Origin of the sequence: Pseudomonas anatoliensis, from assembly GCF_017976235.1 — a bacterium.
In the GTDB taxonomy this organism is placed as follows: Bacteria; Pseudomonadota; Gammaproteobacteria; order Pseudomonadales; family Pseudomonadaceae; genus Aquipseudomonas; species Aquipseudomonas anatoliensis.
Window position 1 is genome coordinate 468,746 of the sequence record NZ_JACVHC010000005.1, and the last position, 24,470, is coordinate 493,215.

General features: G+C 59.6%; 21 protein-coding genes. 11 read left to right on the forward strand and 10 right to left on the reverse strand.

What is annotated here, in order from left to right; genetic code table 11:
* Positions 1 to 161: 161 nt before the first annotated feature.
* The 3 genes from aguA to ICA16_RS18960 form a co-directional block, all read right to left on the reverse strand.
* On the reverse strand, positions 162 to 1,268 hold the full coding sequence (aguA, locus tag ICA16_RS18950; protein ID WP_210554364.1) for an agmatine deiminase: 1,107 nt from the start codon (positions 1,266 to 1,268) through the stop codon (positions 162 to 164).
* Positions 1,269 to 1,273: 5 nt separating this feature from the next.
* Positions 1,274 to 2,152, reverse strand: coding sequence for an N-carbamoylputrescine amidase (gene aguB, locus ICA16_RS18955; protein ID WP_150604061.1), 879 nt, complete (start codon positions 2,150 to 2,152; stop codon positions 1,274 to 1,276).
* A 284-nt stretch (positions 2,153 to 2,436) separates the two neighbouring features.
* Entirely contained in the window at positions 2,437 to 5,349 is a 2,913-nt protein-coding gene (locus ICA16_RS18960; RefSeq protein WP_210701241.1) for an aminotransferase, read from the reverse strand.
* Positions 5,350 to 5,496: 147 nt separating this feature from the next.
* Between ICA16_RS18960 and rfbC the strand changes: the two genes are divergently transcribed.
* From rfbC to ICA16_RS18980, 4 genes are read left to right on the forward strand one after another with little or no spacing between them, the layout of a single operon-like run.
* Positions 5,497 to 6,042: a dTDP-4-dehydrorhamnose 3,5-epimerase gene (rfbC, locus tag ICA16_RS18965; RefSeq protein WP_150617431.1), complete on the forward strand. Its 546-nt coding sequence runs from the start codon at positions 5,497 to 5,499 to the stop codon at positions 6,040 to 6,042.
* Positions 6,043 to 6,081: 39 nt separating this feature from the next.
* A complete protein-coding gene (locus ICA16_RS18970; protein WP_210554366.1) occupies positions 6,082 to 7,890 on the forward strand; it encodes a sensor histidine kinase in 1,809 nt (602 codons plus the stop codon).
* Positions 7,887 to 9,269 carry a sigma-54-dependent transcriptional regulator gene (locus tag ICA16_RS18975; protein ID WP_150617429.1) on the forward strand — a complete coding sequence of 461 codons (1,383 nt, stop codon included), beginning with the start codon at positions 7,887 to 7,889 and terminating at the stop codon, positions 9,267 to 9,269. Before ICA16_RS18970 ends, ICA16_RS18975 begins: the two co-directional genes overlap by 4 nt.
* Entirely contained in the window at positions 9,266 to 9,721 is a 456-nt protein-coding gene (locus ICA16_RS18980; RefSeq protein ID WP_210701242.1) for a thioesterase domain-containing protein, read from the forward strand. The genes ICA16_RS18975 and ICA16_RS18980 overlap by 4 nt, the downstream gene beginning before the upstream one ends.
* Before the next feature lie 77 nt (positions 9,722 to 9,798).
* Here the strand turns inward: ICA16_RS18980 and cysQ are convergent, their stop codons facing one another.
* Positions 9,799 to 10,626: a 3'(2'),5'-bisphosphate nucleotidase CysQ gene (gene cysQ / locus ICA16_RS18985; RefSeq protein WP_210701243.1), complete on the reverse strand. Its 828-nt coding sequence runs from the start codon at positions 10,624 to 10,626 to the stop codon at positions 9,799 to 9,801.
* Positions 10,627 to 10,637: 11 nt separating this feature from the next.
* Entirely contained in the window at positions 10,638 to 11,204 is a 567-nt protein-coding gene (gene nudE, locus ICA16_RS18990) for an ADP compounds hydrolase NudE (protein WP_150617426.1), read from the reverse strand.
* Positions 11,205 to 11,292: 88 nt separating this feature from the next.
* Here nudE and yrfG point away from each other — a divergent pair, with 88 nt between their 5' ends.
* A complete protein-coding gene (gene yrfG / locus ICA16_RS18995) occupies positions 11,293 to 11,955 on the forward strand; it encodes a GMP/IMP nucleotidase (RefSeq protein WP_210701244.1) in 663 nt (220 codons plus the stop codon).
* Between the two features lie 102 nt (positions 11,956 to 12,057).
* Here the strand turns inward: yrfG and lysM are convergent, their stop codons facing one another.
* Positions 12,058 to 12,498, reverse strand: coding sequence for a peptidoglycan-binding protein LysM (gene lysM / locus ICA16_RS19000; RefSeq protein ID WP_150617424.1), 441 nt, complete (start codon positions 12,496 to 12,498; stop codon positions 12,058 to 12,060).
* 139 nt (positions 12,499 to 12,637) lie between these two features.
* On the opposite strand from lysM, the gene ICA16_RS19005 reads away from it, so the two are divergent.
* The 4 genes from ICA16_RS19005 (at position 12,638) to ICA16_RS19020 (ending at position 17,631) form a co-directional block, all read left to right on the forward strand.
* Positions 12,638 to 13,525 carry a LysR family transcriptional regulator gene (locus tag ICA16_RS19005; RefSeq protein WP_150617423.1) on the forward strand — a complete coding sequence of 296 codons (888 nt, stop codon included), beginning with the start codon at positions 12,638 to 12,640 and terminating at the stop codon, positions 13,523 to 13,525.
* Between the two features lie 92 nt (positions 13,526 to 13,617).
* The gene (gene fdhD, locus ICA16_RS19010; protein ID WP_210701245.1) at positions 13,618 to 14,457 is read left to right on the forward strand and encodes a formate dehydrogenase accessory sulfurtransferase FdhD; all 840 of its coding nucleotides are present in this window, start codon (positions 13,618 to 13,620) and stop codon (positions 14,455 to 14,457) included.
* Positions 14,454 to 16,802: an FdhF/YdeP family oxidoreductase gene (locus ICA16_RS19015; protein WP_210701246.1), complete on the forward strand. Its 2,349-nt coding sequence runs from the start codon at positions 14,454 to 14,456 to the stop codon at positions 16,800 to 16,802. Before fdhD ends, ICA16_RS19015 begins: the two co-directional genes overlap by 4 nt.
* Before the next feature lie 346 nt (positions 16,803 to 17,148).
* A complete protein-coding gene (locus ICA16_RS19020) occupies positions 17,149 to 17,631 on the forward strand; it encodes a glycine zipper domain-containing protein (protein ID WP_210554373.1) in 483 nt (160 codons plus the stop codon).
* Positions 17,632 to 17,730: 99 nt separating this feature from the next.
* Here ICA16_RS19020 and ICA16_RS19025 read toward each other — a convergent pair whose 3' ends face one another.
* The 4 genes from ICA16_RS19025 to ICA16_RS19040 all read right to left on the reverse strand — a co-directional run bounded on the left by ICA16_RS19025 (position 17,731) and on the right by ICA16_RS19040 (position 22,423).
* On the reverse strand, positions 17,731 to 18,156 hold the full coding sequence (locus tag ICA16_RS19025) for an acyl-CoA thioesterase (protein WP_150603898.1): 426 nt from the start codon (positions 18,154 to 18,156) through the stop codon (positions 17,731 to 17,733).
* Between the two features lie 208 nt (positions 18,157 to 18,364).
* Entirely contained in the window at positions 18,365 to 19,591 is a 1,227-nt protein-coding gene (locus ICA16_RS19030; protein WP_210701247.1) for a 3-hydroxyacyl-CoA dehydrogenase, read from the reverse strand.
* 217 nt (positions 19,592 to 19,808) lie between these two features.
* The gene (locus tag ICA16_RS19035; RefSeq protein ID WP_210701248.1) at positions 19,809 to 21,737 is read right to left on the reverse strand and encodes a RecQ family ATP-dependent DNA helicase; all 1,929 of its coding nucleotides are present in this window, start codon (positions 21,735 to 21,737) and stop codon (positions 19,809 to 19,811) included.
* A 182-nt stretch (positions 21,738 to 21,919) separates the two neighbouring features.
* On the reverse strand, positions 21,920 to 22,423 hold the full coding sequence (locus ICA16_RS19040; protein ID WP_150603901.1) for a polysaccharide deacetylase: 504 nt from the start codon (positions 22,421 to 22,423) through the stop codon (positions 21,920 to 21,922).
* Between the two features lie 273 nt (positions 22,424 to 22,696).
* On the opposite strand from ICA16_RS19040, the gene ICA16_RS19045 reads away from it, so the two are divergent.
* A complete protein-coding gene (locus ICA16_RS19045; RefSeq protein WP_150617415.1) occupies positions 22,697 to 22,984 on the forward strand; it encodes a hypothetical protein in 288 nt (95 codons plus the stop codon).
* 98 nt (positions 22,985 to 23,082) lie between these two features.
* On the forward strand, positions 23,083 to 24,210 hold the full coding sequence (locus ICA16_RS19050) for a hypothetical protein (protein WP_210701249.1): 1,128 nt from the start codon (positions 23,083 to 23,085) through the stop codon (positions 24,208 to 24,210).
* Positions 24,211 to 24,470: the final 260 nt, after the last annotated feature.

A 24,470-nucleotide genomic window follows, 5' to 3' on the forward strand; every position in this document is an offset into this window, starting at 1 on the left:
CACCAGGACAAATACAAGAGCTGTGCCAAGGTTTGCGATTTGTCGACAAGTGGATACAAAGAAGCCCGCAGTCCTGTCGGGCTGCGGGCCTCTACGCGTACCTGGCGAGCTAATCGTTGCTCGACTGATTTGCCAATCAGCTCAAGCTGTTACGACTCAACTCACTCTTTGTGCGGCGCTGGCTGCTGTTGGGTAAGGCAGTGAATATTGCCGCCACCCAGTAACAGTTCGCGGCCCGGCACCATCACCACTTCGTGTTGCGGAAACAGGTTCTGCAGAATTTCCCGGGCCGGGGCATCCATTGGATCGTCGAAGCTCGGCGCGATGATGCCGCCGTTGACGATCAGGAAGTTCACGTAGGAACCGGCCAGACGCTCGGTAGGATTACGTTCCTGCGAGCCGTCCACTTGGTCGACGCCAGCGCACTCTTCTTCGGTCGCATACAGCGGCCCCGGAATCGGCATTTTGTGCACCGTGAACGGGCGACCCTTGGCGTCGGTGCTGCTTTGCAGCACTTTCATCGCCGCCTGACAGCGCGGGTAGTTCGGGTCCTGTGGATCATCGGTCCAGGCCAGCAATACTTCACCCGGACGCACGTAGCAGCAGAAGTTATCCACATGACCGTCGGTTTCGTCGTTGAACAAACCGTCCGGCAGCCAGATGATTTTATCCACAGCCAGATTGTCGCTCAGCACCGCTTCGATCTCTTCGCGCCCCAGATGCGGGTTGCGATTGCGGTTGAGCAGGCATTCTTCGGTGGTGATCAACGTGCCTTCGCCGTCGACATGAATCGAACCGCCTTCAAGCACAAAACCTTCGGTGCGATAGCGCGGGCTGCGCTCGATCTCGAGGATCTTGCCGCCAACCTGCGAATCGCGATTCCATGGCGCGTACAAACCACCGTCGAAACCGCCCCAAGCGTTGAAGTCCCAGTTCACACCGCGTACTTCGCCGTTGTTATTGATGACGAATGTCGGACCGCTGTCGCGTACCCAAGCGTCGTCGCTGGACATCTCGACCACGCGGATATTCGGCACGTCGAGGCGCGCGCGGGCGTTTTCGTACTGGCCGGCGGACACGGCAACGGTCACCGGCTCGAAACGGGCGATGGCTTTGGCCACCGCCGCGTGTGCAGCCTGCGCCGGTTTGCCGCCCAGACGCCAGTTGTCCGGGCGCTCGGGCCAGATCATCCAGGTCTGGGTTTGTGGCGCCCACTCGGCCGGCATGTGGAAGCCGTCGGCACGTGGGGTACTTTTCAATGTGGTCATCGGGATCAGGACTCCAGGGAACCGTCGAGGGTTTTCAACGCGCCGTACAGATTCGGGCGGCGGTCGCGGAATGAACCCCACGCGCTGCGAATATGTTCCAGCTCGTCGAGGTTGAAAGTGTGCACAAGAATACCTTCTTCGGTTTTATTCAGCTCCTGCACTTTTTCGCCGAACTGGTTGGCGATGAACGAAGAGCCGTAGAACGTGATGTCGTAGCCGTCCTGTTCTTCGTTTCCGATGCGGTTGCTGGCAATCAGCGGCATCAAGTTTGCGCCGGCATGTCCCTGCTGCACGCGCTGCCAGTGATCGCGCGACGAAATGCTCTTGTCGTGCGGCTCGCTGCCGATCGCGGTTGGATAGAAGAGGATTTCCGCACCTTGCAGGGCCATGCTGCGCGCCGCTTCCGGGAACCACTGATCCCAGCAGATACCCACGCCGATCTTCGCGTAACGGGTGTTCCACACCTTGAAGCCGGTATCGCCCGGGTTGAAGTAGTACTTCTCGTGATAACCGGGGCCATCCGGAATGTGGCTTTTACGATAAATCCCGAGGTTGCTGCCATCGGCATCGATGATCGCGATGCTGTTGAACCGCGCACGCCCGGCCAGTTCGTAGAAGCTGATCGGCAACACCACCTGCAGCTCTTTGGCGATTTTCTGGAAATGCTTGATGGCGACGTTTTCTTCAACCGTCGTGGCAAGTTGCAGATAGTCCGGGTTGGGCTTCTGGCAGAAGTACGGCGCTTCGAACAATTCCTGGATCAGGATGATCTGCGCGCCTTTGGCGGCGGCTTCGCGCACCAGTCTTTCGGCAGTTTCGAGGTTGGCTTCCAGGTCCCACGAACAGGCCATCTGAGTGGCGGCGACGGTAACGGTACGGCTCATGAATCATCTCCGGGCAAGTGCTTTGACGGTCGAGGTTTCGACCGAAGAGAAAAAACGCGCGCACCGGACAGCCATCGCCATGCCGGAGCAATGGCGACTTTATAGCCGATAAATATCGGCTTTAAAAGCATTAAACGATCAGCTCATCTTAAAATAACTACAAATTACCGATATAAATCCGCTTTATGTAGGGGCTGCCGGAGGCTGCGATCTTTTGCTTTTGCCTTTGAAAAGCAAGATCAAAAGATCGCAGCCTTCGGCAGCTCCTACAGGGGATCGGTGGGTTACAGGCCTTCTTCAAGCACCCGATCGAGCATGTCGACGAAGAAATCCACGCTGCGCCGCGAGGTCACCATCGGCGGTTTGATCTTGAGAATGTTCAGATCATCCCCCGTCGGCTGCATGAAAATCCCCAGCTCGCGCAGGCGATCACACAGCAACGTGGTCTCTTCAGTCGCCGGCTCCAGCGTCTCGCGATTACGGATCAGCTCCACGCCCAGATAGAAACCGGACCCATGCACCGCACCGACCAGCGGATGTTTATCGATCAACGCTTCGAGCCGTGCCTTGAAATGGCCACCGACTACCTGAGCGTTCTCCCAGAGTTTTTCTTCTTCCATCACGTCGAGCACCGCCATACCGATCTGGCAGCTCACCGGACTGCCGCCGGCCGACGAGAAGAAGTAACCCTCGGCTTCCAGCGCCTCGGCGATGTCCCGGCGCGTGATTACCGCACCCAGTGGCTGACCGTTGCCCATGCCTTTGGCCATGGTGATGATATCCGGCACCACGCCCTGCTCTTCGACACCCCAGAAAAAATGCCCCATGCGCCCGTATCCGACCTGCACTTCGTCGGCAATACACACACCGCCCTGCGCGCGGACCAGCGCGTACACCTGCTTCAAGTAACCCGGCGGCAGCGAGATACCCCCGGCATTGCCGTATACCGGCTCGCAGATGAACCCGGCCAGTTGGCGTTTTTGTTCGGCGATTTTTTCCAGATGATGTTCGACGCTGCGCACGTAGTCCGGCGCCGAATCGAGGCCGCGGAACTCGCCACGATAGGTGTTCGGCGCGGGCACCGGATGCACCCAGTCCGGACGGCTTTCGAGGGCTTTCGGATTGTCGGCGACCGAAGTCGAGACCGCATCGGCGCCGATCGTCCAGCCGTGATAAGCCTCAAGCACGCTGATCATGTCGCGACCGCCGCTGTAGGCCCACGCCAGACGAATCGCCAGGTCATTGGCTTCGCTGCCGCTGTTGACCAGAAACACCCGATCCATGCCCTCCGGCGCCAGCTTCAGCAAGCGCTCGGAAAACTCGGCCACCGCCGCATAGTTGAACCGCGAGTTGGTGTTGAGCAGCGACCACTGACGGGCCGCGACCGCCGCCATGCGCGGATGGCCGTGACCGAGCACCGCCACGTTGTTGAGCATGTCGAGGTACGAACGGCCCTGCATGTCGATCAGGTGATTGCGCCAGCCGCGTTCGATACGCGGCGGGTCGACGTAATAATGTTTTTGCGTGCGGGCGAAACTGGCATCGCGGCGTTCGAGCAACGTTTGCCAATCCAGCTCCGGTTCGGCATCGCAGGCCAGTCCCAGCAAGGCTGCCGGTGATGGGCACAACGCCTGCCACGCGGGTGCATGGGACGGCGTACAGAACAGCGGCGCATCCAGATCCGCGCCGCGAATCAGTTGCACGCTCAACGGTCCGCTGACCGAACCCAGCACCTGACCTTTGACCAGCGCCGCGCCACTGTGCAGCGTTGGCGCCACCCCCCACAGCCGAACGCTGAGCTGCGGGCCGTCCAGTTGCAATGACCCGTCTGCCTTTTGATGCAACACGCCGGCAAACGGCGCTTCCACCGCAGTGCCACTCGGCACGCGCAACTCGACGTGCAGCGGGAAGGTATCCGGTTCATCAGCACTGTCGGGCCGGGTGCGTGACAAACGGTACTGACCATAACGACTCGCCGCCAGACCATGGGCGGCGGCGGCTTCGTTCAGCAAGCGTTGGTCAATGCCCTCCTGCTCCCAGTTGCCCGCCTCGAAATGCGGACTGAGCACGCCGAGATCAATCAGCGCAAATTCGCGCCCGACCAGCTCTGGCAACAACGGCGCGAAACCTTCGCTGTTGATTGCCGGCAATGTCTGACCCAACGCATTGAGAATTGCCGCCTCCATCAACGCCAACGGCACTGAAGTTGCGACGCGGAAAATCTCCCACTCGTGACTGAGGTTGTCGCGGCTGTAGGTGTTATCCGGATCGATACTGACTTGTTGCTCGCCACTGAGCACCAGCACCGCCGCGCGGGCGACGATCAGCGGCCATAACGCTTGCAGCTCTTCATGTTGCAGCGGATTGACCGCGTGATAGGCCTGAACCGCCGGCAGAATCACAAACGGATCGCCACCGGCATGGTGCAACAACGCCGCGCAGGTCACCGACAGATCGGTGATACGCCAGGTGCGCACCAGATCGCCGAAGTCGATGACACCCTGCAATTGCCAGTGGCGCTGCGCGTCACGCTGCCACACCACGTTGTCATCGGTGATATCCATGTGGATCGCCTGCACCGGCAGCTTGTCCAGCAACGGCTGCAAACGACGCTCGGCCTGTTCGGCGGCGTCGGCGATCAACGTGCGTTGCTGTTCGTCCTCGATCACCGGTAGCAAGTGGCTGATCAACGCGCTGGCGTGGCGTGCATCCCACTGCAAAGTGCGCTCAAGACCCGTATGGTCGAACCCGGCCAAGGCCAGGTCCATCTCGCCGCAGAGCCGGCCAAATCCGGCGACCACTGCGTGGCCCAAATGATCGAGGTGCGTCAGCGGCTGGCCTTCGATGTAATCCAGCAGCCGCACATGGACGGCCTCGCCATCGACCTCAAGCGACAACAAATCCTGACCGTTATTGGCCGCAATGACCCGCGGCACATGCACATCAGAATGCTCGGCCAGATACTTGAGGCCAGCGTGTTGAGCCTGTAGCTCTACAAGGGCGTAGTCGCCCCGGCAGATTTTCAGCACAAACCGCCCGCGCGCACTGTCAACGCGGTAGTTGAGATCCTGCTGGCTGCCAAGGGCCTGCAACGTGCCGCTGAGCCCGTAATGCTCGGCCAGCCATTGCAGGGCCTGCGCCTCGCTGACTTGCGGGCTGGGCAGACTGGCGCGATGAATCAACGTGGCGAGCGACATGAAAAGACCCCTGAAATTTTATTAGGCGCTTATATCGCCATTGCTTCTGGCGAGACGCAACCCCTGATGATGGTTATTCGAGTACTCGCATCCGGCAGCACTTTGCGCAAGAATGTCGGCCATTGCCCCCTACCACTGGAAATACTTATGAATGTCATCACCACCGACTTGCCCGGTGTTCTGATCATCGAACCGAAGGTGTTTGGTGACGAGCGCGGTTTCTTTTACGAGAGCTTCAACGCCAAGGCGTTCCAGGACGCGACCGGCCTGGACACCCAATTCGTGCAAGACAACCATTCGCGCTCGCAGAAAGGCGTGCTGCGTGGCCTGCATTACCAACTGGAAAACACTCAGGGCAAACTGGTGCGCGTCACTGTCGGTGAAGTGCTCGATGTGGCCGTGGACATTCGCCGCAGCTCGCCGCACTTCGGCAAGTCGGTAGCGGTGCGCCTGTCGGCCGAGAATCATCGTCAGCTGTGGGTGCCGGAAGGTTTCGCCCATGGTTTCGTGGTATTGAGCGAGTTCGCCGAGTTCCTCTACAAGACCACCAACTATTACGACCCATCGTCCGAGCGCAGCATTCGCTGGGATGACCCTGCACTGGGCATCGACTGGCAGCTGGACGAAGCGCCGAAGCTGTCGGCCAAGGATCAGGTAGCAGCGCTGCTCAAGGACGCTGACGTCTTCGCCTGAGCCTAGGCATAATGCGCCTGTCCCCACAGGCGCACGCTCATGAAACCACCTCTTCCTCGCAGACCCCGCTGGCGCAGCCTCGCCCTGCTGGCATTGTGTCTGGCGCCGCTGCTTTGGCCGCTGGAACATCTGGCCGAGCGCTATTACCGCAGCGAACTGGCCGGCCAGAACCGCCAGACCCTCGACCTGTACGTCGCCAACCTGCTGGGCACCCTGCACCGCTACGAAGTATTGCCGCAGATCCTCGGCGACCTGCCGGCCCTGCGCGCCGTGCTCGGGGCGCCGGACGATGGCGTCACCCAAGGCAATGCCAATCGTCTGTTGAAAAACATCTCGGCCCAAACCGGTGCCGAAGTGATGTACCTGATGGACACCTCCGGGCAAACACTGGCGGCGTCGAATTGGGACAAACACGACAGCTTCGTCGGCCGTAATTTCTCCTTCCGCCCGTATTTCAGCGAAGCCATGGCCGGACGTCTTGGACGGTTCTTCGGTCTCGGCACCACGTCGGCCAAGCGCGGTTACTTCTTCGCCGCCGCCGTGCGCAGCGGTGAAAAAATCATCGGCGTATTGGTGATCAAGGTCGATCTCGACCACACCGAAAGCCTCTGGGGCAAAACCCCGGAACAACTGCTGGTGACCGACCACAACGGCGTGGTCATCCTCACGTCACGCCCGGAATGGCGCTTTCGCTCGACCCGCGTCTTGAGCGATACCGAGCGCTTGGCGATCACGGCGATCCAGCCCTACCCGACCCGCGAACCCCGGCCGCTGAATCTCAGCCCCGACGCCTGGCTGACACAAACCCACGACATCGCCGAAACCGGCTGGAGCGTCAGCATTCTTGCGCCGCGCACATTGATCGATCGGCCAGTGCGCACGGTGGTCGCCATCGGCGGCGCCACGCTGTTGGTGGTGATGCTGCTGGTGGGTCTGATGATGCAGCGCCGCCGCCACTATCTGGAACGCATCGCCTTCGAAGCCAAGGCGCGACGGGAACTGGAAGGCCGGGTCGCCGAACGCACCAGCGACCTCGAAGGCCTCAACCGTCGACTGAAGCAGGAAGTGCTGGAGCGCGAGCAGGCGCAGCAGGAATTGGTGCGCGCTCAGGACGATCTGGTACAAGCCGGCAAATTGTCGGCGCTGGGCACGATGTCGGCGAGCATCAGCCATGAACTCAATCAGCCTCTCGCGGCGATCCGCAGCTACGCGGAAAACGCCGAAGTGTTGCTCGACCATCAACGCACCGAAGACGCGCGCGGCAACCTCAAGCTGATCAGTGAACTGACCGGGCGCATGGCCTCGATCATCGCCCACCTGCGCGCCTTCGCCCGCCGCGATAGGCATGCCCCGGAAAGCGTTGCCCTGCAACCGGCGCTGGACGATGCGCTGGCCTTGCTGGCCAAACGTCGACGCAGCATGGAAGTCGAGTTGATCCGCGACCTGCCCGCCGCCACCTTGTGGGTCGAGGCCGGGGAAACCCGCCTGCGCCAAGTGCTCGGCAATCTGCTGGCCAATGCCCTCGACGCCCTCACCGAAAAAGGCCCGCCGCGCAAACTGTGGCTGAGTGCCGAATCCACGGCCGACGGCGTCAATCTGTACATTCGCGACAACGGTCCGGGTTTCTGCATGGAAGCCCTTGGCCGCGCCAGCGAGCCTTTCTACACGACCAAGACGCGCACCCAGGGTCTGGGTCTGGGCCTGGCGATTTGTGAAACCCTGATGCGCGCCTTCGGTGGTGAACTGTCGTTCGCCAACCACAAGCAAGGTGGCGCATTGATAACCCTGCGGCTGCGTGCCGGTGCGCCCGGGGTCAGCCTGCAACCGTCCGAGGATCGAAGTGCATGACCATCGACAATCGCATTCAGGTGGTGTTGATCGACGACGATCCGCATCTGCGCCAGGCCTTGGGCCAGACACTGGATCTGGCCGGGCTGAAAATCCTGCCGCTGTCTGAAGCCAAGGGTCTGGCCGGACAACTGGAACGCGACTGGCCGGGTGTGGTGGTCAGTGACATCCGCATGCCGGGCATGGACGGTCTGGAATTGTTGAGCGAACTGCACGCTCAGGACCCGGAGCTGCCCGTGCTGCTGATCACTGGCCACGGCGATGTGCCGCTCGCCGTGCAGGCGATGCGCGCCGGCGCGTATGACTTCCTTGAAAAACCCTTCGCCAGCGACGCCCTGCTCGACAGCGTGCGCCGCGCACTGGCCCTGCGCCGCCTGGTGCTGGACAACCGCAGCCTGCGGCTGGCCCTCAGCGATCGCAACGAACTGAGCACGCGACTGGTCGGCCATTCGCCGCCGATGCTGCGCTTGCGCGAGCAGATCGGCGCGCTGGCGGCGACCAAGGCTGACGTGCTGATCCTTGGTGAAACCGGCGCCGGCAAAGAGGTTGTGGCCCGCGCGCTGCATGACCTGTCGAGCCGTCGCAACGGTCCGTTTGTGGCGATCAATGCCGGCGCACTGGCCGAATCGGTGGTGGAAAGCGAGCTGTTCGGCCATGAGCCGGGCGCGTTCACCGGCGCGCAAAAACGCCGTATCGGCAAGTTCGAATTTGCCAATGGCGGCACCTTGTTCCTCGATGAAATCGAAAGCATGAGCATGGATGTGCAGGTGAAACTGCTGCGCATGCTGCAGGAACGAGTCGTTGAACGCCTGGGTGGTAATCAACTGATCCCGCTGGATATCCGCGTCATCGCCGCCACCAAGGAAGATTTGCGCCAGGCTGCTGATCAGGGCCGCTTCCGTGCCGACTTGTATTACCGCCTCAACGTCGCGCCGCTGCGCATCCCGCCACTACGCGAACGTGGCGAAGATGCGTTGGTGCTGTTCCAGTATTACGCCGATGAAGCCAGCGCCCGTCACGGTCTGCCGACCCACGAATTGCAACCGGCTCAACGTGCCTTGCTGCTGCGCCATACCTGGCCGGGTAACGTGCGAGAGCTGCAAAACGCGGCCGAACGTTTTGCGCTGGGCCTTGAACTGGCGCTGGATAACAGTGGTTTCGAGGGTGGCGGCACCACGGTGCAAATCACTGGCGGCGGGCTCAGCGAGCAAGTGGAAAACTTCGAGAAATCGTTGATCGCCGCCGAACTGGCGCGCACCCACGGCTCGGTACGCAGCCTCGCCGAAGCGCTGGGCATACCGCGCAAGACCCTGCACGACAAACTGCGCAAACACGGCCTCAACTTCGGTGACAACAGCCATGGGGAGGAGAACGAATGAACCCGGACACTCACTATCTGGAATCGGTGCTGCATCACGACATCCCTCTGACCCGGGAGATGGGCCTCAAGGTGCTCGAGTGGCAGGCACAGCAATTGAGTCTGCATCTGCCGCTGGAGCCCAACGTCAATCACAAAAGCACCATGTTCGGCGGCAGTCTCTATTGCGGCGCGGTGCTGGCCGGTTGGGGCTGGTTGCATTTGCGCTTGAAGGAAGAAGGGATTACCGAAGGACACATCGTGATTCAGGAAGGGCAGATCAGTTATCCCCTGCCAGTGACGGGGGATGCGACAGCCATATGCCCGGCGCCGGATGCGGCGGTGTGGAAGAAGTTTCTGGCGATGTATCAGCGTTATGGGCGGGCACGGTTGACGCTGAATACGTGGATCGTCAATGCAGGGAGTGATGAGGATGCGGTGAGGTTTAGCGGGCAGTACGTTTTGCACCGTTAAAGCAAAAGATCGCAGCCTGCGGCAGCTCCTACAGGTTGATCCATGTAGGAGCTGCCGCAGGCTGCGATCTTTTAATCTTAACCTCGGGCCAGCTCCAAGAGCCTGGAACGCCACGCCGCCTTCGCCGGCAGCGCCAGAAAAAACTCGTTCAGCAACGATTCCCGCGCCGGATAACAGAACGCTTCGCCCTGCAAATCCAGCACCTCACCGCCCGCCCCTTCCAGCACGCCTTGGGCCGCCGCCGTGTCCCACTGCGAAGTCGGCGCCAGTCGCGGATAGCAATCCGCCGCACCTTCGGCCAACAGGCAAAACTTCAACGAACTGCCGATATTGGCCAAGTGCAGCTCACCCAGACTCGCGCTCAACCCGGCCAGCAAGCGCTCCTGCTCGGGACTGGAATGCCGACGACTGGCTACTACGGTGAACGCTTCACCCGGCCCCGGCACGTCACGCACCTGAATCGCAACCGGTGTACCGCCCGCGTCACAGCGCCAGGCACCGAGCCCGACACCACCGACGTAGAAACGACCGTTGGTCGGCATCGATACCACACCGAATACCACCCGACCGTTTTCGATCAACGCAATATTGACGGTGAATTCCTCACTGCCGCTGATGAATTCCTTGGTGCCATCCAGCGGGTCTACCAGCCACCAGCGCTGCCAGTTGGCACGTACGCTTTGCGCGATATTGGCATCCTCTTCGGACAGCACCGGAATACTCGGATCCAGCGCGATCAATCCGTCCACAATCACGTGGTGCGCGGCCAGATCTGCAGCGGTCACAGGTGATTCATCGGACTTGGCGGTGACTTCAACGCCTGATCGCCAGAACGGCAAAATTGCCTCGCCAGCCTTCAATGCCAGCGCAATCACTGGCGCCATCAACGGATGGGGAAAGTTCATCGATTGCTCACTCATAGTTGAAAGGCACCGCGCTGGCTCAGCAAATCACGCGCCAGGTACAACGCCGCCAAGGCACGCCCTTCGGTGAATTGCGGATTCAACGCCAGCGCCGACAGTTCACGCAGGTTGACCTTGTCGACCCGCATCGGCTCAGGCTCGTCGCCCTCCAGATGTTCTTCGTACAGCTCGGTGGCCAGCACCACCTGAATTTTCTGGCTCATGTAACCGGGCGACAGCGACAGCTCGGTCAGATGCTCCAGTTGCCGCGCGCCAAAACCGGCCTCTTCCTTGAGCTCACGCTCGGCCGCCGCCAGCACGTCTTCACCGGGTTCGATAAGGCCTTTGGGCAGGGACAATTCGTACTCGTCAGTACCGCCGCAATATTCTTCGACCAGCACCGCGTGCTCGGCATCGAGCATTGCCACGATCATTACCGCGCCATATCCGGCACCCTTGCCCACCAGACGCTCGTAGGTGCGTTCCACACCGTTGGAAAAACGCAGCTTGAGTTCTTCGACGCAAAACAGGCGACTGGTGGCGACGATCTCGCGGGCAAGTACGGTGGGTTTCTGGCGCATGCAAAGCTCCTTGGCGTGAACGCGCTACTATAACGCGGCTTTCCCGATTGTTTACGTCGGATATCTTTCTACCGCTCGAGACGTTGCCATGCCTTCACTACCCTGGTCCGACATCGATACCGTTCTGCTGGACATGGACGGCACGCTGCTGGATTTGCACTTCGACAACCATTTCTGGCTGGAGCACTTGCCTCAGCGCTACGCCGAACTGCACGGGGTCAGCCGCGCCATGGCCGAGATGGAGTTGCAGCCGCTGTTCGAGCGCCATGCCGGGCAGTTGCAGTGGTACTGCCTGGATTTCTGGAGCAGCGAACTGAAGTTATCAGTGCGAGAGTTGAAGCAGGAAACAGCACACCTGATCGCCCTGCGCCCCGACGCCGATACCTTTCTTGAAGCGATAAAACGCTCCGGCAAGCGGGTGATCATGATCACCAATGCGCACCGTGATTCGCTGTCGTTGAAGCTGGAGCGGATTGAACTGGCGCCCTATTTCGAGCGACTGATCAGCTCGCATGACTACGGTTTTCCCAAGGAGAATCCGCAATTCTGGGATGCCTTGCAGGCAGATATAGATTTTGAACCGGCGCGCAGTCTGTTTATTGATGACACCTTGCCGATTCTGCGCAGTGCGCGGGATTTTGGCGTGGCGCACCTGCTGGCAGTCAAGGAACCGGACAGCCGCAAAGGGCCGAAGGACACGGCAGAATTTGCCGCAGTGGATGACTACCGCGACCTCATTTCCGGACTCTGACCCCCTGTAGGAGCTGCCGCAGGCTGCGATCTTTTGATCTTGATTTTTCAAGGGCAAGATCAAAAGATCGCAGCCTGCGGCAGCTCCTACAGGGGTTATTGCTTACTCAGGAATGCGCAGTGTCTGCCCTGGGTAGATCTTGTTCACATCTTTGAGCATCGGTTTGTTGGCTTCGAAGATTTTTTGATACTTGTTGGCATCGCCGTAAACACGCAGGGAAATTGCACTCAGTGTGTCACCCGACTTGACCACCACAAACTGCGCAGCAGCCACTACCGGGCCGGCCACCGTGATCTGATCATCGACGCTGCCCACGCCTTCGATATTGCCCACGGCCAGCAGAATTTTCTCTTTCTCTTCCTGGCTCGCCACTTCGCCGGTAACCGTGACCTTGTCACCGTCGACCGTCGCTTGAACATTCGGATTGCCCAGCCCGACCTTGCTGATATGTTCCTTCAATTGCTCACCGGCATTGGCATTGCCCGGGGTCAGCAGATCGATCAGTTTCTCACCGGCTTCTTTCACAAAGCTAAAAAGACTCATAGCGCACACTCCTTGATTTGGGTTCCAGACGTCAAAGCCTAGACCACCAATGACAACCCCGGTTCCAAGCCGACCAATGACCCTGTCACCCCACAAGCGTTAGAATCGCCCACCCCCGCCAACACCCTTCGGAGCGAAGATGGACATCAAGCAGCTGAAATTCCTCATCGCCCTCGACGAAACCCGTCACTTCGGCCAGGCCGCTGCGCGTTGTCACATTACGCAGCCGACGCTGTCGATGCGCCTGCGCAGTCTCGAAGAAGAACTCGACCTGCCGCTGGTCAACCGCGGTCAGCGGTTCGAAGGCTTCACCGCGCCGGGCGAGCGGGTGCTGGCGTGGGCACGCACGGTGTTGGCGGCGTATGACGGCTTACAGGCGGAAGCGGCAGCGTGCCGCGGCAATCTGGTCGGTACGTTGCGCCTGGGCGTGGTGCCGCTGTCGAGTTTCGATGCGTTGCCGCTGATGCAGCGTCTGCACGCGCAGCACCCCAACTTGCGCTTTGAATTGTCGGCGCTGAGTTCCGAACAGATCCTCGAACAACTGGCGAACAACCGCATCGATATCGGCGTGTCCTACCTTGATCGGCTGGACAGTGAGCGCTTCGAATCCCTGGCCTTCAGCGAAACCCGCATGGGATTGCTGTATGACCAGCGTTTTTTCTCCTTCGGCGAAGCGCCGTTGAGCTGGGAAGCGCTGATCGAACTGCCACTGGGCATGCTCACCAGCGGCATGCACTTTCGCCAGTCGATCGACCATAATTTCCACAGCCGTGGCCTGACGCCACAAACACTGCTGCAAACCGATGCCGTGCATCAATTATTACAAGCGGTGCATGGCGGGTTCTGTTGCGCGGTGATGCCGCTGGACGGCGGGTTGGAAAACCTCACCGATCACCTGCGCCTGCAACCGATTGAAAGCGCACAAACCCTCGCCCGGTTGGGGTTCATCATGCGTCGGGGCGCACCGCGTTCAGCGCTGGCCGAGGCCTGTTTTGCGCTGTATCAAAAATCGCCAGGCGAGTCTTGATCGACGGCATCTATCGGTAGATCAACATTAGCGATTAGACGCGACATCTTGCCGCGCCTAGTCTTAACGTTGTTCAAACCGTCGGTGATGCCATGAACGCCAAGCGCCCAGCCTGCGCGGCGCCTGCAATCGAAACGCCCGCGCCTGCCGCCAGCCAGACATACAGTTACAGCGACTTGCCTTTAGAAGAATCGGCCAGCACCGCGCTGGCCGAGGAAGTTGCGTTGGCGATCGCCTACAACGGCATCAGCCAGGCAGTGATGCTGGTGACCCCGACGGATCTGGAAGACTTCATCGTCGGTTTCAGCCTCGGCAGCGGCATCATCGAAGACGCCAATGAGATCTATGACCTGCAACTGACTGGCGAAGGTTCGGCGCAATACGCGCAAGTGACCATCGCCAATCGCGCCTTCTGGAATCTCAAGACCCAGCGTCGGCAACTGGCCGGCACCAGTGGCTGTGGCTTGTGCGGCGTTGAAGCGGTGGAACAGGCGTTACCCGATCTCAAGGTGTTGCCCGGTGCGCCGTTGCCGCCACTTGAATGGCTCGACGGTCTGCGCCAGCGCATCGGCGCCTTCCAGCCGCTCGGTCAGCATTGCGGTGCGGTACACGCGGCGGTGTTCATGAATGCCAGCGGCGAATTGCTGCTCGGGCGCGAAGACATCGGCCGCCACAACGCCCTCGACAAACTGATCGGCGGGCTGATCCGCCAGAAGATATCCACGGATGGCGGCCTGGCGATTGTCACCAGCCGTTGCAGTCTCGAATTGATCCAGAAAGTTTTGCGCGCCGGCATCCAGACCTTGGTCAGCCTGTCCGCACCCACAGGCCTTGCCGTGCAATGGGCCCGTCGACATAACCTCAATCTCATCCACCTGCCGCAGAAAAATGCGCCGCGGGTGTATAGCCCCGCGATGGAGAATCAAGCGTGAGCCAACATCATCAAGCCGACCAGAAACCTGTCCCGCGCTACAAGCCCTACAAAGGCGCAGCCGGCGGTTGGGGTGCCCTGATCAGCGTGGCTCAGGCCTGGTTGACCAGCGACAACGCGCTGAAAAACCTGCGCATTATGCTCAAGACCAACCAGAACGGCGGCTTCGACTGCCCGGGTTGCGCGTGGGGCGATTCGCCGGAAAGCGGCATGGTCAAGTTCTGCGAGAACGGCGCCAAAGCAGTGAACTGGGAAGCGACCAAGCGCCGGGTGGATGCGAAATTCTTCGCCAAACACAGCGTCACCGCGTTGCTGGAGCAGAGCGACTACTGGCTGGAATATCAGGGTCGTCTGACCGAGCCGATGGTCTACGACGCCGAGACCGACCGCTACAAACCGATTGCCTGGAACGACGCCTACGCGCTGATCGCCAAACACCTGCAAGGCCTGTCGAGCCCGGATCAAGCCGAGTTCTACACCTCGGGTCGCGCCAGCAACGAAGCGGCGTATCTGTATCAGCTGTTCGTGCGCGCCTTTGGCACCAACAACTTTCCCGACTGCTCGAACATGTGCCACGAGGCCAGCGGCGTGGCGTTGGCGCAGAGTGTCGGTGTCGGCAAAGGCACCGTGACATTCGATGATTTCGAACACGCCGACGCGATTTTCGTCTGGGGCCAGAACCCCGGCACCAACCATCCGCGGATGCTCGAACCACTGCGTGAAGCGGTGAAACGCGGCGCTCAAGTGGTGTGCGTCAACCCGCTCAAAGAGCGTGGCCTGGAGCGTTTCCAGCACCCGCAGCACCCGATCGAGATGCTCACCAACGGCGACAAGCCGACCAACACCGCGTACTTCCGCCCGGCATTGGGTGGCGACATGGCGTTGCTGCGCGGCATGGCCAAGTTCCTTCTGCAATGGGAACGCGATGCGCAAAAGGCTGGCGCGCCGGCGGTGTTCGATCACGACTTCCTCAATGCACACAGTGCCAACGTGCTGGAATACCTCGGCGTCGTCGACGACACGCCGTGGGAACAGATCGTCGAGCAATCCGGCCTGACCCTGATCGAGATCGAACAGGCAGCGCGCATGTACGCCACAGGCAAAAACGTGATCATGTGCTGGGCGATGGGCATCACCCAGCACCGGCATTCGGTGCCGACCATCCAGGAAATCGCCAACCTGATGCTGCTGCGCGGCAACATCGGCAAACCGGGCGCCGGCCTGTGCCCGGTACGTGGTCACAGTAACGTGCAGGGCGACCGCACGATGGGTATCAACGAGCGCCCGCCGGTAGCGTTCCTTGATTCGCTGGAGCGTCGCTTCCAGTTCAAGGTGCCACGTCACAACGGGCACAACGTGGTCGAGGCGATCCACGCCATGGCCGAGGGCCGCGCCAAGGTGTTTATCGGTCTGGGCGGCAACTTCGCCCAAGCCACCCCGGACAGCCCGCGCACGTTCGAGGCGCTGAGCAATTGCGACCTGACCGTGCAGATCAGCACCAAACTCAACCGTAGCCACCTGGCTCACGGTAAAGACGCGTTGATCCTGCCGTGCTTCGGTCGCACCGACATCGATATCCAGACTGAAGGCGCGCAAGCGGTCACCGTGGAAGACTCCTTCAGCATGGTTCACGCCTCCAACGGTCAGTTGCAGCCGCTGTCGAACCAGATGCGCTCAGAGCCGTCGATCGTCGCCGGTATCGCTGCCGCGACGTTGGGCAGCAAACCGGTGGACTGGAACTGGCTGGTGGCCGATTACGGGCGTATCCGCGAGCTGATCGCCGATACCATCCCGGGCTTCAAGGAATTCAACGAAAAGATCAAAAATCCAGGTGGTTTCTACCTCGGCAACAGCGCCGGTGCACGCAAGTGGAACACGCCGTCGGGCCGCGCCAATTTCCGCGCGAACATGCTGCCTAAGGATCTGGTTCACGAACGCACCCGCGCCACCGGGCAATTGCCGGATCTGATCCTGCAATCGATGCGCTCGCACGATCAGTACAACACCACGATTTATGGCCTCGACGACCGTTATCGCGGGGTGAAGGGCCAGCGCGATGTGCTGTTCGCCAACGAGGCCGACATCATTCGCCTGGGCTTCCGTCCGGGACAGAAAGCGGACATCGTGTCGATCTGGGACGATGGACGCGAGCGTCGGGTAAAGGGCTTCACACTGCTGGCGTTTGATATCCCTGCCGGCCAGGCCGCGGCGTATTACCCGGAAGTGAATCCACTGGTGCCGCTGGAAAGCACTGGCGACGGCAGCCATACGCCGACATCTAAGTTCATCGCGATCCGCTTGGAAGCGGCGAGTAAGACCGGATTGATCATGGCCAAGTCTGCTTAACGCGGCGACCGACCCATTGCTATCGCGAGCAGGCTCACTCCTACAGTTTTTCGTGTTCTATCTGCAGGAACGCGATCACTGTAGGAGTGAGCCAGCTCGCGATAGCGGTAGTCGACCCTGCTCATTTCTCACCAGCCTGCACTTTCCCATCGCCCACAAAAAAGGCCGCTTTTTCACAAAAGCGGCCTGTCCGAAGTAGTTAAAGACCGGCGAAAAACGCTTAAGTTCCGCAGTTAAAACAGTAACTTGCGAAATTGTATACAGGTCGTGCTATTCGTCGGATTTCGATTGTCACGCTTGTTACACAGCCTCAGGATCGGCGCCGTCATCCCTTTGAGGCTCCTCTATGAAGTTCTCCTCGATTCTCTTGTTGTCCCTTGGCCTGGTCAGTGGTTTTGCGTCCGCAGGCGGCACCACCGAAGCAGGTGTGGGCGGCGCATTGGGCGGGGTTCTTGGCTCGGTCGTCGGTCAGTCTTTAGGCGGCAATACAGGTTCCACCATCGGCGCAGCCCTGGGCGGCGCGGGTGGTAGCGCGGTCGGCGCAGACAAACGCAGCCGTGGCGAAGCCGCCATCGGCGGTGCGTTGGGCGCAGCCGGCGGTAACGTGGTTGGCCGCAGCATGGGCGGCACCACCGGCAGCCTGATCGGTTCGGCAGCAGGTGGCGGTGCCGGCGGCGCGCTGGGTAACTACATGGGCAACAAGAGCGACGACGATGATCGTCATTACGATCGCGGCGACCGTGACCGTCGCTACTATCGCGACGGCCACCCTGGTCGCGGCCATGCCTATGGTCACCGCAAGCATCACAAGCACTATCGCCACCGTTAATCGCTGAATGGCGGCAGGTAGATCAAAAGATCGCAGCCTGCGGCAGCTCCTACATGGATTTATAGGAGTTGCCGCAGGCTGCGATTTTTTTTGCGCTTTTTAAACTGCTATTCGCTCCAGCGCCTGGCGCAGTCCGGCGGGAATCGGCGTGGGTTGATTGGTCGTACGATCCACAAACACATGAACGAAGCGCCCCGCCGCGCAGGCCTCGCTTTCGCCCACCTTGAACACCGCCAATTCGTACTGCACCGAACTGTTGCCGAGCTTGCCGACCCTCAGACCGATCTCGATCAGATCCGGAAACGCGATCGAGGCAAAGTAATCACACGCCGAACTGACCACAAAACCCACTACTTCACCGTCATGAATATCCAGACCACCGACCTGAATCAGGTAGGTGTTCACCGCTGTGTCGAAGAAGCTGTAGTAGGTGACGTTGTTGACGTGGCCGTAGGCGTCGTTGTCGTGCCAGCGCGTGGTGATGGGCTGGAAGTGTGGGTAGTCGGTGCGTTGAGGGGTGGACATGGTTGGGCTGTTTCTCCTGGATGAATCGTGTGAGGCCGGTTGCCCTCACCCTAACCCTCTCCCAGAGGTAGAGGGGACTGACCGACGTGGTCATTCGAGGTCCGCCGACCTGAAAGATCGAGTCGATCATAAGATTGGAACGCATGAAGATCAGCTCCCTTTCCCCCTCGCACCTTGGGGGAGAGGCGGATCGATTCTCGCCCCGACATCACACTTGAGCGAACCCCTTCCCTTGCGCAGCCAACTCACCAATCAGCCTTGCCGGTTTCCACTGATCACCCTGCCGCGTCTCCAGCGCCAGCAGCCGTTGATGAATATCTGCAAGCCCCTGCTGATCCGCCCAGGCCATCGGCCCGCCCTTGTCCGCCGGGAAGCCATAACCGTTCAGGTACACCAGATCGATGTCATGCGCCGACTCGGCAATGCCTTCCTGCAGAATCTTCGCGCCTTCGTTGACCAGTGCCAGCAGGCAGCGCTCCAGAATCTCCTCCGGGCCGATTTCACGGCGCTGGAAACCCAAACCCTCACTGACACGCAACACCAGCGCATCGACCTCAGGGTCATGCTCTGCCTGACGACTGCCCGGCTCGTAGTGGTAATAACCATTGCCAGACTTCTGACCGAACCGGCCCATCTCGCACAAGCGGTTATCCACCTGAACTTCCGGGGCATCCTGGCCCTTGCCCGCCAGCTCACGAGCGCGCCATTCCAGATCGATGCCGACCACGTCGTACATGCGGAACGGCCCCATGGCGAAACCGAATCCCTGTAACGCCGCATCGACCTGCTGTGGATAAGCCCCTTCAAGCAGCATCTTGCGCGCCTCCAGCACATACGGATGCAGCATGCGGTTACCGATAAAACCGTGGCAATTGCCCGATACCACACTGACCTTGCCCATGCGCTTGCCCAGTACCAGCGCAGCGTCCAGCGCTGCCGGCGAAGTCTGCGCACCACGAACGATTTCCAGCAGTTTCATGATGTGCGCGGGGCTGAAGAAATGCAGACCCAACACTTGCTCAGGCCGCTTGGTGGCCGCAGCAATTGCATCGATATCCAGTGCCGACGTGTTACTCGCCAACAGCGCTTGCGGCTTGAGCAAGCCATCCAGCTCACGAAAAATCTTCTGCTTCAGTTCGAGGTTTTCGTACACCGCCTCGATCACCAGATCGGCATTGCGGATCGCCGCGTAATCCGCTGCGGCGCTGACCCGGGCCAAACGTGCATCAGCCTCGGCCTGATCAATCCGGCCCTGGCGCACGTTATGTGCATAAGTCTCGGCCACAGTTGCGAGCGCCTGTTCGAGCATCTGTGGATTGGTGTCCACCCATTGCACCGTCACGCCAGCATTGGCCAGACACATGACAATGCCACGCCCCATGGTGCCCGCACCGATCACCGCGGCCTGCTGAATATCGAAAGATGTCTGGCTCATGTTGTTCTCTTGTTGGCGATCCAAAGACTGCTCTCACCATAGTCAGCCAACGACACTTTTTGAAGTTTATTACCGTGATGATCGACATTCAGCGGATGGATTTCACCCCTTCCGACTGACTTGGCGCAACTCACTGTAGGAGTTGCCGAAGGCTGCGATCTTTTGATGTTAAAAACAGAGTCAAAAGATCGCAGCCTTCGGCAGCTCCTACAGGGGTTCAGAGGTGTTCTTGGGCCCAGCCCCGCACCTCGGCGTAGGGATAGTCTTCCAACGCCGCATACCCGGAAATCGCCCGCGCCTTGAGCTTGGTGAACAGCGGCACACTGATCCCGCACAGAAACCGCGTGAGCCGTTCCGCCGTGGGTACGTTGCCGGTGTGTTGTTCGTGCTTGTGGATAAAGTCACCGCACAGCGCAGCAAAGTTTTTATCCACAAGCGCCGGCAGTTCGGGTGGCGCCGGCAACCGCGCGACATGCCCATGACACACCGAACAATGCCCACAGCGCTCTGGCGCATTGTGGTCGCCGAAATACTCGGCCAGGCGATAACCCAGGCAACGCTCAGTGGCGAACACCTCAAGCATGGCGTGAATTCGTGCGACTTCGGCCTGCTCGTGGCGGGTGAAGTAATCGTGTAGGTCAGCGCTCAACGCGTCGCTGTCAAAGTCGCTCTGCAGCACGCTGTAGACCTCGGTCATCTGCTTGCTCTCAAGCTCGACCCAGCCCTTCTCCTGGAAGTAATCCAGCGCCTTCACCACCCGATTCCGCTCAGCCGAATATTGCGTGTACATCGCCTCGAAACTCACGGTCGCCCAGGTTCGCGCACGGCTCGACGTCTGGATAATCGCCGCGACAAAATCCTTGCGTTCGCCCTCGAAACGTTCGAGCAGCGCGTCCGGTTCCAGCAAGTATTTGAAACGGTATTCGGCGTAGTACGCGTAGCGCGGCGCGATAAGGCCACGCAGCTCCAATTGCACCAGCAATGTCTTGAGCGGCAACGCGCGGATGTTGCTTTGATCCGCGAGCGGACCGAGCAGAAACTCCCACTGACCTTCCGGCACCGAGGCTTTCAACTCGTCGAGCACATAGCGGATGCCATCGCGCTCCGGTGTGTCGCCATAAACGAAGTTTTCCAGCACGTTGAGGCTGTCGCGATTGGCCAGCACCAGACAATCCGACGGCTGCCCATCACGCCCCGCGCGGCCTATTTCCTGGCTGTAGTTTTCGATGGATTTGGGCAGGTCGAAGTGCACCACATTGCGGATGTCGCTTTTGTCGATGCCCATACCGAAAGCAATGGTCGCGACGATGCAATTGGACTGCCCGGCCATGAAACGCTTCTGGATCGCCTCGCGCTTATCGTGGGGTAAACCGGCGTGATAAGCCTCGGCCTGAATACCGTTACGCTCCAGGTGCTCGGCTATGTGTTCGGCGGTTTTCTGCAAGGTGACGTAGACAATGCTCGGCTGGCCCGGGCGCTCAGCCATCCACTCCACCAGACGCCGACGCTTGTCCTGGCCGCGCACCGGCTCCACCAGCAGATTGAGGTTGGGCCGATAGAAACCGGTGGTCACCACGTCTTCGGCGGCGATGGCAAATTTGGCCTGCATGTCGGTGATGACTTTCGGCGTTGCCGTGGCGGTCAGCAGCAAGGTTTGCGGGATGTTGAACTGTCGTTGGTAGTCCGGCAGCTTGAGGTAGTCCGGGCGGAAATTGTGCCCCCACTCGGAGATGCAATGCGCCTCATCCACGACCAGCAGCGAGATCGGCACCTGCTGCAAGAAGTTGCGGAAGCGTTCATTTTTCAGCCGCTCCACGGAAATCATCAGGATCTTCAATTCACCTGATCGGGCGCGGGCCATCACGTCATTGGTATCATCGCGGCTTTGCGCCGAATCAATGCTGCCCGCCGCAATGCCGTGGCGTTGCAGGAACGCCAATTGATCCTGCATCAACGCCAGCAGCGGCGAGACCACCAGCGTCAGATTCGGCAGCATCAGTGCCGACAGTTGATAGCAAAGGGACTTGCCGGAACCTGTGGGAAAAATCGCTGCTGCCGAGCGTCCGGCCAACACCGAGCTGATCGCGGCCTCTTGTCCGGGTCGGAACTGTGGATAACCAAAAACCTGTTCCAGGGTGTTGTGCATTCGCTGTCACTCCTTTGACTGCTGCCATGCCAACAGCCTAGCGGGCGATCGCAGCGAGTCGAGAAAAGGTCGGGGGCCAAATCGATACGGAATGATACAGCGATTCACCTAAACGCCACGGTCCCTGTGGGAGCGGGCTTGCCCGCGAAGAGGCCGGCACTGACTACACAAAATCTAAACGTTCACGGCTGCAACACGGCCACCCGCAGCTGTTCATTCAACATCTGCTCATGCACACCCAGGCTTTTGCTCGCCCATAACGCATGGGCCGGGCTGATGTCGCCGGTGAACGCTGCCGCCAATTGACGCAGATCGGCAACACGGCGTACCTGTGGACAAAACGGTTGTTCAGCGCAGTCCTGACTGGCGTTGCGATAAGTGCTCAGCAAGTGATCCCACAAACCATCACGCAGTTGTCTGATCGACTTCAACTGCACTTGCGGCACACCCAGCTTCTGCTTCAAACCCGACTCGTCCAGCGCTTCGCTGGCGAGCAGGGCTTTGCCGAACATCAGCACCTCGGCGCGGGACGCCGTGTCGATATTCGCCTGACTGTTGAGTGCGTCCGGCCATCCGGTGCGATTCAAATGATCGAGTACCAGCGGATTGCCAACGTCGGCGGCCATTGCCACACGACAACCACTGGCCCACAGCAATACGATCGAGGCCATTCGTAGCCATTGCATACCTAATTCCCTTTAAGCGCGTATCGGACGCTTGGAAACGTCCTACAGATTCTGGCGCGCACGATACAGCGGTTTACCGCGAAACGCCTGACAAACACGTGGGAAATTTCCGATCTAAGGGTTTTGCCTTGAAAACGTCATGAAAACCTGTAGGGCAAGTACCCGATACCCGGAAAAACCCCTACGAACTCTGTCCACTCTGGCCGCCTTGTCCCACTGCGCAATGCCCTCCTATAGTGGCCGGCGCGACTTCTCAAAGGACAGCCTTACTCCATGAACTCACTGCATCCGCCCACCAACCGCTATCGCCGTTTGAAATCCAGCTACAGCGAAAATCCGGTGCTGGTCATCGACACAGACGCCTGCCACGAAGACTTGGTGGACGCCGCTCACCAACGACTCTCCGCCGCGACGGATCTGCTGGAAACTCTTTACTGCATGTGTTTTCAACAAGCAGACGTCAAAGACATCCCCAACATCCTCACAGCGCTTTATTTATTGACTCAAGACGGCTGCGAACTACTGGAAGTTGCAAAACTTAAAAACACTTCCAAAAACTAAAAGCAAACAAATAACAAACCCGGAAACAACCCACTTCTTTGCCCTTAAAAAAAACGACATTACGTTGACTGCTCTTTCATTAAACAAGAGCAACAAACATGACCGTACTCACTATTTTCTTTTGCGGTACTGGCTCCAATAAGTTTGATACGCACCATGAAAACTTTTGGAACGGCGAACTGATTTCCACACTGGCTGCAAATCATTGCGGTCGCGAGTTTGCCGAATGGATCGTCGTCGACGGACCCGGCAGCGGTAACCTGCAAGCCGATGAACTGTTCACCAAAATCAAGGAGTACGGCCTCAGCGGCACGTTATTCGGCAAGGGTTGGGAAGAAAACGTGCAGCACGCGCTGAATATCATCAAGGGCAAATGTGACTGGCAACGCGAGCAACTGACCGAAGCCGAATACAACCGCCTCAAAGCCGCTGGCATTCCCATTGACGATGTCAAGGTCGAAGGCTCGTGGTTGGAGCGAAAGTATAACTACGGCGCCCGTAGCATTACTCAACAGAGGTTACAGGAAGGGATTATCAGGACTTTCCGCAAAGATGGCGTTATACCCACCCGCGTCAATCTGGTGGGTTGGAGCCGAGGCGGCATAAGTTGCCACATGCTGGCTAACGCCATGTTCACTGACAGGGCACTGAAAAACATTCCGGTAAGGATTTTTGCCATTGACCCGGTTCCGGGCATCGGCAACTTCCAGAAACACCGAGTAAAACTTAACGCCAACGTTAAAGAATATGTTGGTTTCTATGCTCGGGACGAACGCTCCAAAGGTTTCGGCTGCGTCATCCCGCAAACCGCCACCGGCACCAAGACGAGCATCTTTCCAATGCCTGGCCGCCACGCCACCCTCGTCGGCAACGCCGCCGCTGACGGCCACAGCGGCCCAAAAATGCTGGCCGAACCCGGCCTGATCGTCCGCCACTTCGCCGAAGTGTGCTTAAAGCGCTGGGGCACGCCGCTGAGCAAGACCCTCAACCTGACCGACGCCGATCTGCGTCAACACAGCGACACCATCGTCAACGCCGAGGCGAAATACAAAGCCATGGAAAAGTGCTCGTACACCTACTTCACCGAGCTCCACAAAGGCGAACGCTATGTGTCGCTGGGTAGCAAGGGTGTACCGTTCTCGGCGGTGAAAGGCTCGATTTACGCGCCTGCAACCGGGCTGACGACCAGCGTGCTGGATGTGGCGGCGTATCGGAATATTGGTTGAACGCTTTGGAGAATGAGCGGGAGAAAAAACCTACAGCAATTGCCTATTGGGTATTCGTCCCGTTCCTACAAACCCAGACTCCCTTGCCGTCTATCGCGGCTCGATGGCTCGAATCTATAGTCGTGTCTGCCGCTGCCAAATCAGCGGCTCGGGTTTGGTCACCTGAAATCGAGAGAGAGAAACTGCGCATGCCCTTGTATGCTTGCCGCGATCTATTGCGCGGCATGCTTTATGGCGGCTGTGTTTGGGACGCTTCGGCG

Coding starts and splice junctions, on each gene's coding strand:
- aguA (WP_210554364.1), bottom strand. CDS start 1,268: ATGACCACATTGAAAAGTACCCCACGTGCCGACGGCTTCCACATGCCG.
- aguB (WP_150604061.1), bottom strand. CDS start 2,152: ATGAGCCGTACCGTTACCGTCGCCGCCACTCAGATGGCCTGTTCGTGG.
- ICA16_RS18960 (WP_210701241.1), bottom strand. CDS start 5,349: ATGTCGCTCGCCACGTTGATTCATCGCGCCAGTCTGCCCAGCCCGCAA.
- rfbC (WP_150617431.1), top strand. CDS start 5,497: ATGAATGTCATCACCACCGACTTGCCCGGTGTTCTGATCATCGAACCG.
- ICA16_RS18970 (WP_210554366.1), top strand. CDS start 6,082: ATGAAACCACCTCTTCCTCGCAGACCCCGCTGGCGCAGCCTCGCCCTG.
- ICA16_RS18975 (WP_150617429.1), top strand. CDS start 7,887: ATGACCATCGACAATCGCATTCAGGTGGTGTTGATCGACGACGATCCG.
- ICA16_RS18980 (WP_210701242.1), top strand. CDS start 9,266: ATGAACCCGGACACTCACTATCTGGAATCGGTGCTGCATCACGACATC.
- cysQ (WP_210701243.1), bottom strand. CDS start 10,626: ATGAACTTTCCCCATCCGTTGATGGCGCCAGTGATTGCGCTGGCATTG.
- nudE (WP_150617426.1), bottom strand. CDS start 11,204: ATGCGCCAGAAACCCACCGTACTTGCCCGCGAGATCGTCGCCACCAGT.
- yrfG (WP_210701244.1), top strand. CDS start 11,293: ATGCCTTCACTACCCTGGTCCGACATCGATACCGTTCTGCTGGACATG.
- lysM (WP_150617424.1), bottom strand. CDS start 12,498: ATGAGTCTTTTTAGCTTTGTGAAAGAAGCCGGTGAGAAACTGATCGAT.
- ICA16_RS19005 (WP_150617423.1), top strand. CDS start 12,638: ATGGACATCAAGCAGCTGAAATTCCTCATCGCCCTCGACGAAACCCGT.
- fdhD (WP_210701245.1), top strand. CDS start 13,618: ATGAACGCCAAGCGCCCAGCCTGCGCGGCGCCTGCAATCGAAACGCCC.
- ICA16_RS19020 (WP_210554373.1), top strand. CDS start 17,149: ATGAAGTTCTCCTCGATTCTCTTGTTGTCCCTTGGCCTGGTCAGTGGT.
- ICA16_RS19025 (WP_150603898.1), bottom strand. CDS start 18,156: ATGTCCACCCCTCAACGCACCGACTACCCACACTTCCAGCCCATCACC.
- ICA16_RS19030 (WP_210701247.1), bottom strand. CDS start 19,591: ATGAGCCAGACATCTTTCGATATTCAGCAGGCCGCGGTGATCGGTGCG.
- ICA16_RS19035 (WP_210701248.1), bottom strand. CDS start 21,737: ATGCACAACACCCTGGAACAGGTTTTTGGTTATCCACAGTTCCGACCC.
- ICA16_RS19040 (WP_150603901.1), bottom strand. CDS start 22,423: ATGCAATGGCTACGAATGGCCTCGATCGTATTGCTGTGGGCCAGTGGT.
- ICA16_RS19045 (WP_150617415.1), top strand. CDS start 22,697: ATGAACTCACTGCATCCGCCCACCAACCGCTATCGCCGTTTGAAATCC.
- ICA16_RS19050 (WP_210701249.1), top strand. CDS start 23,083: ATGACCGTACTCACTATTTTCTTTTGCGGTACTGGCTCCAATAAGTTT.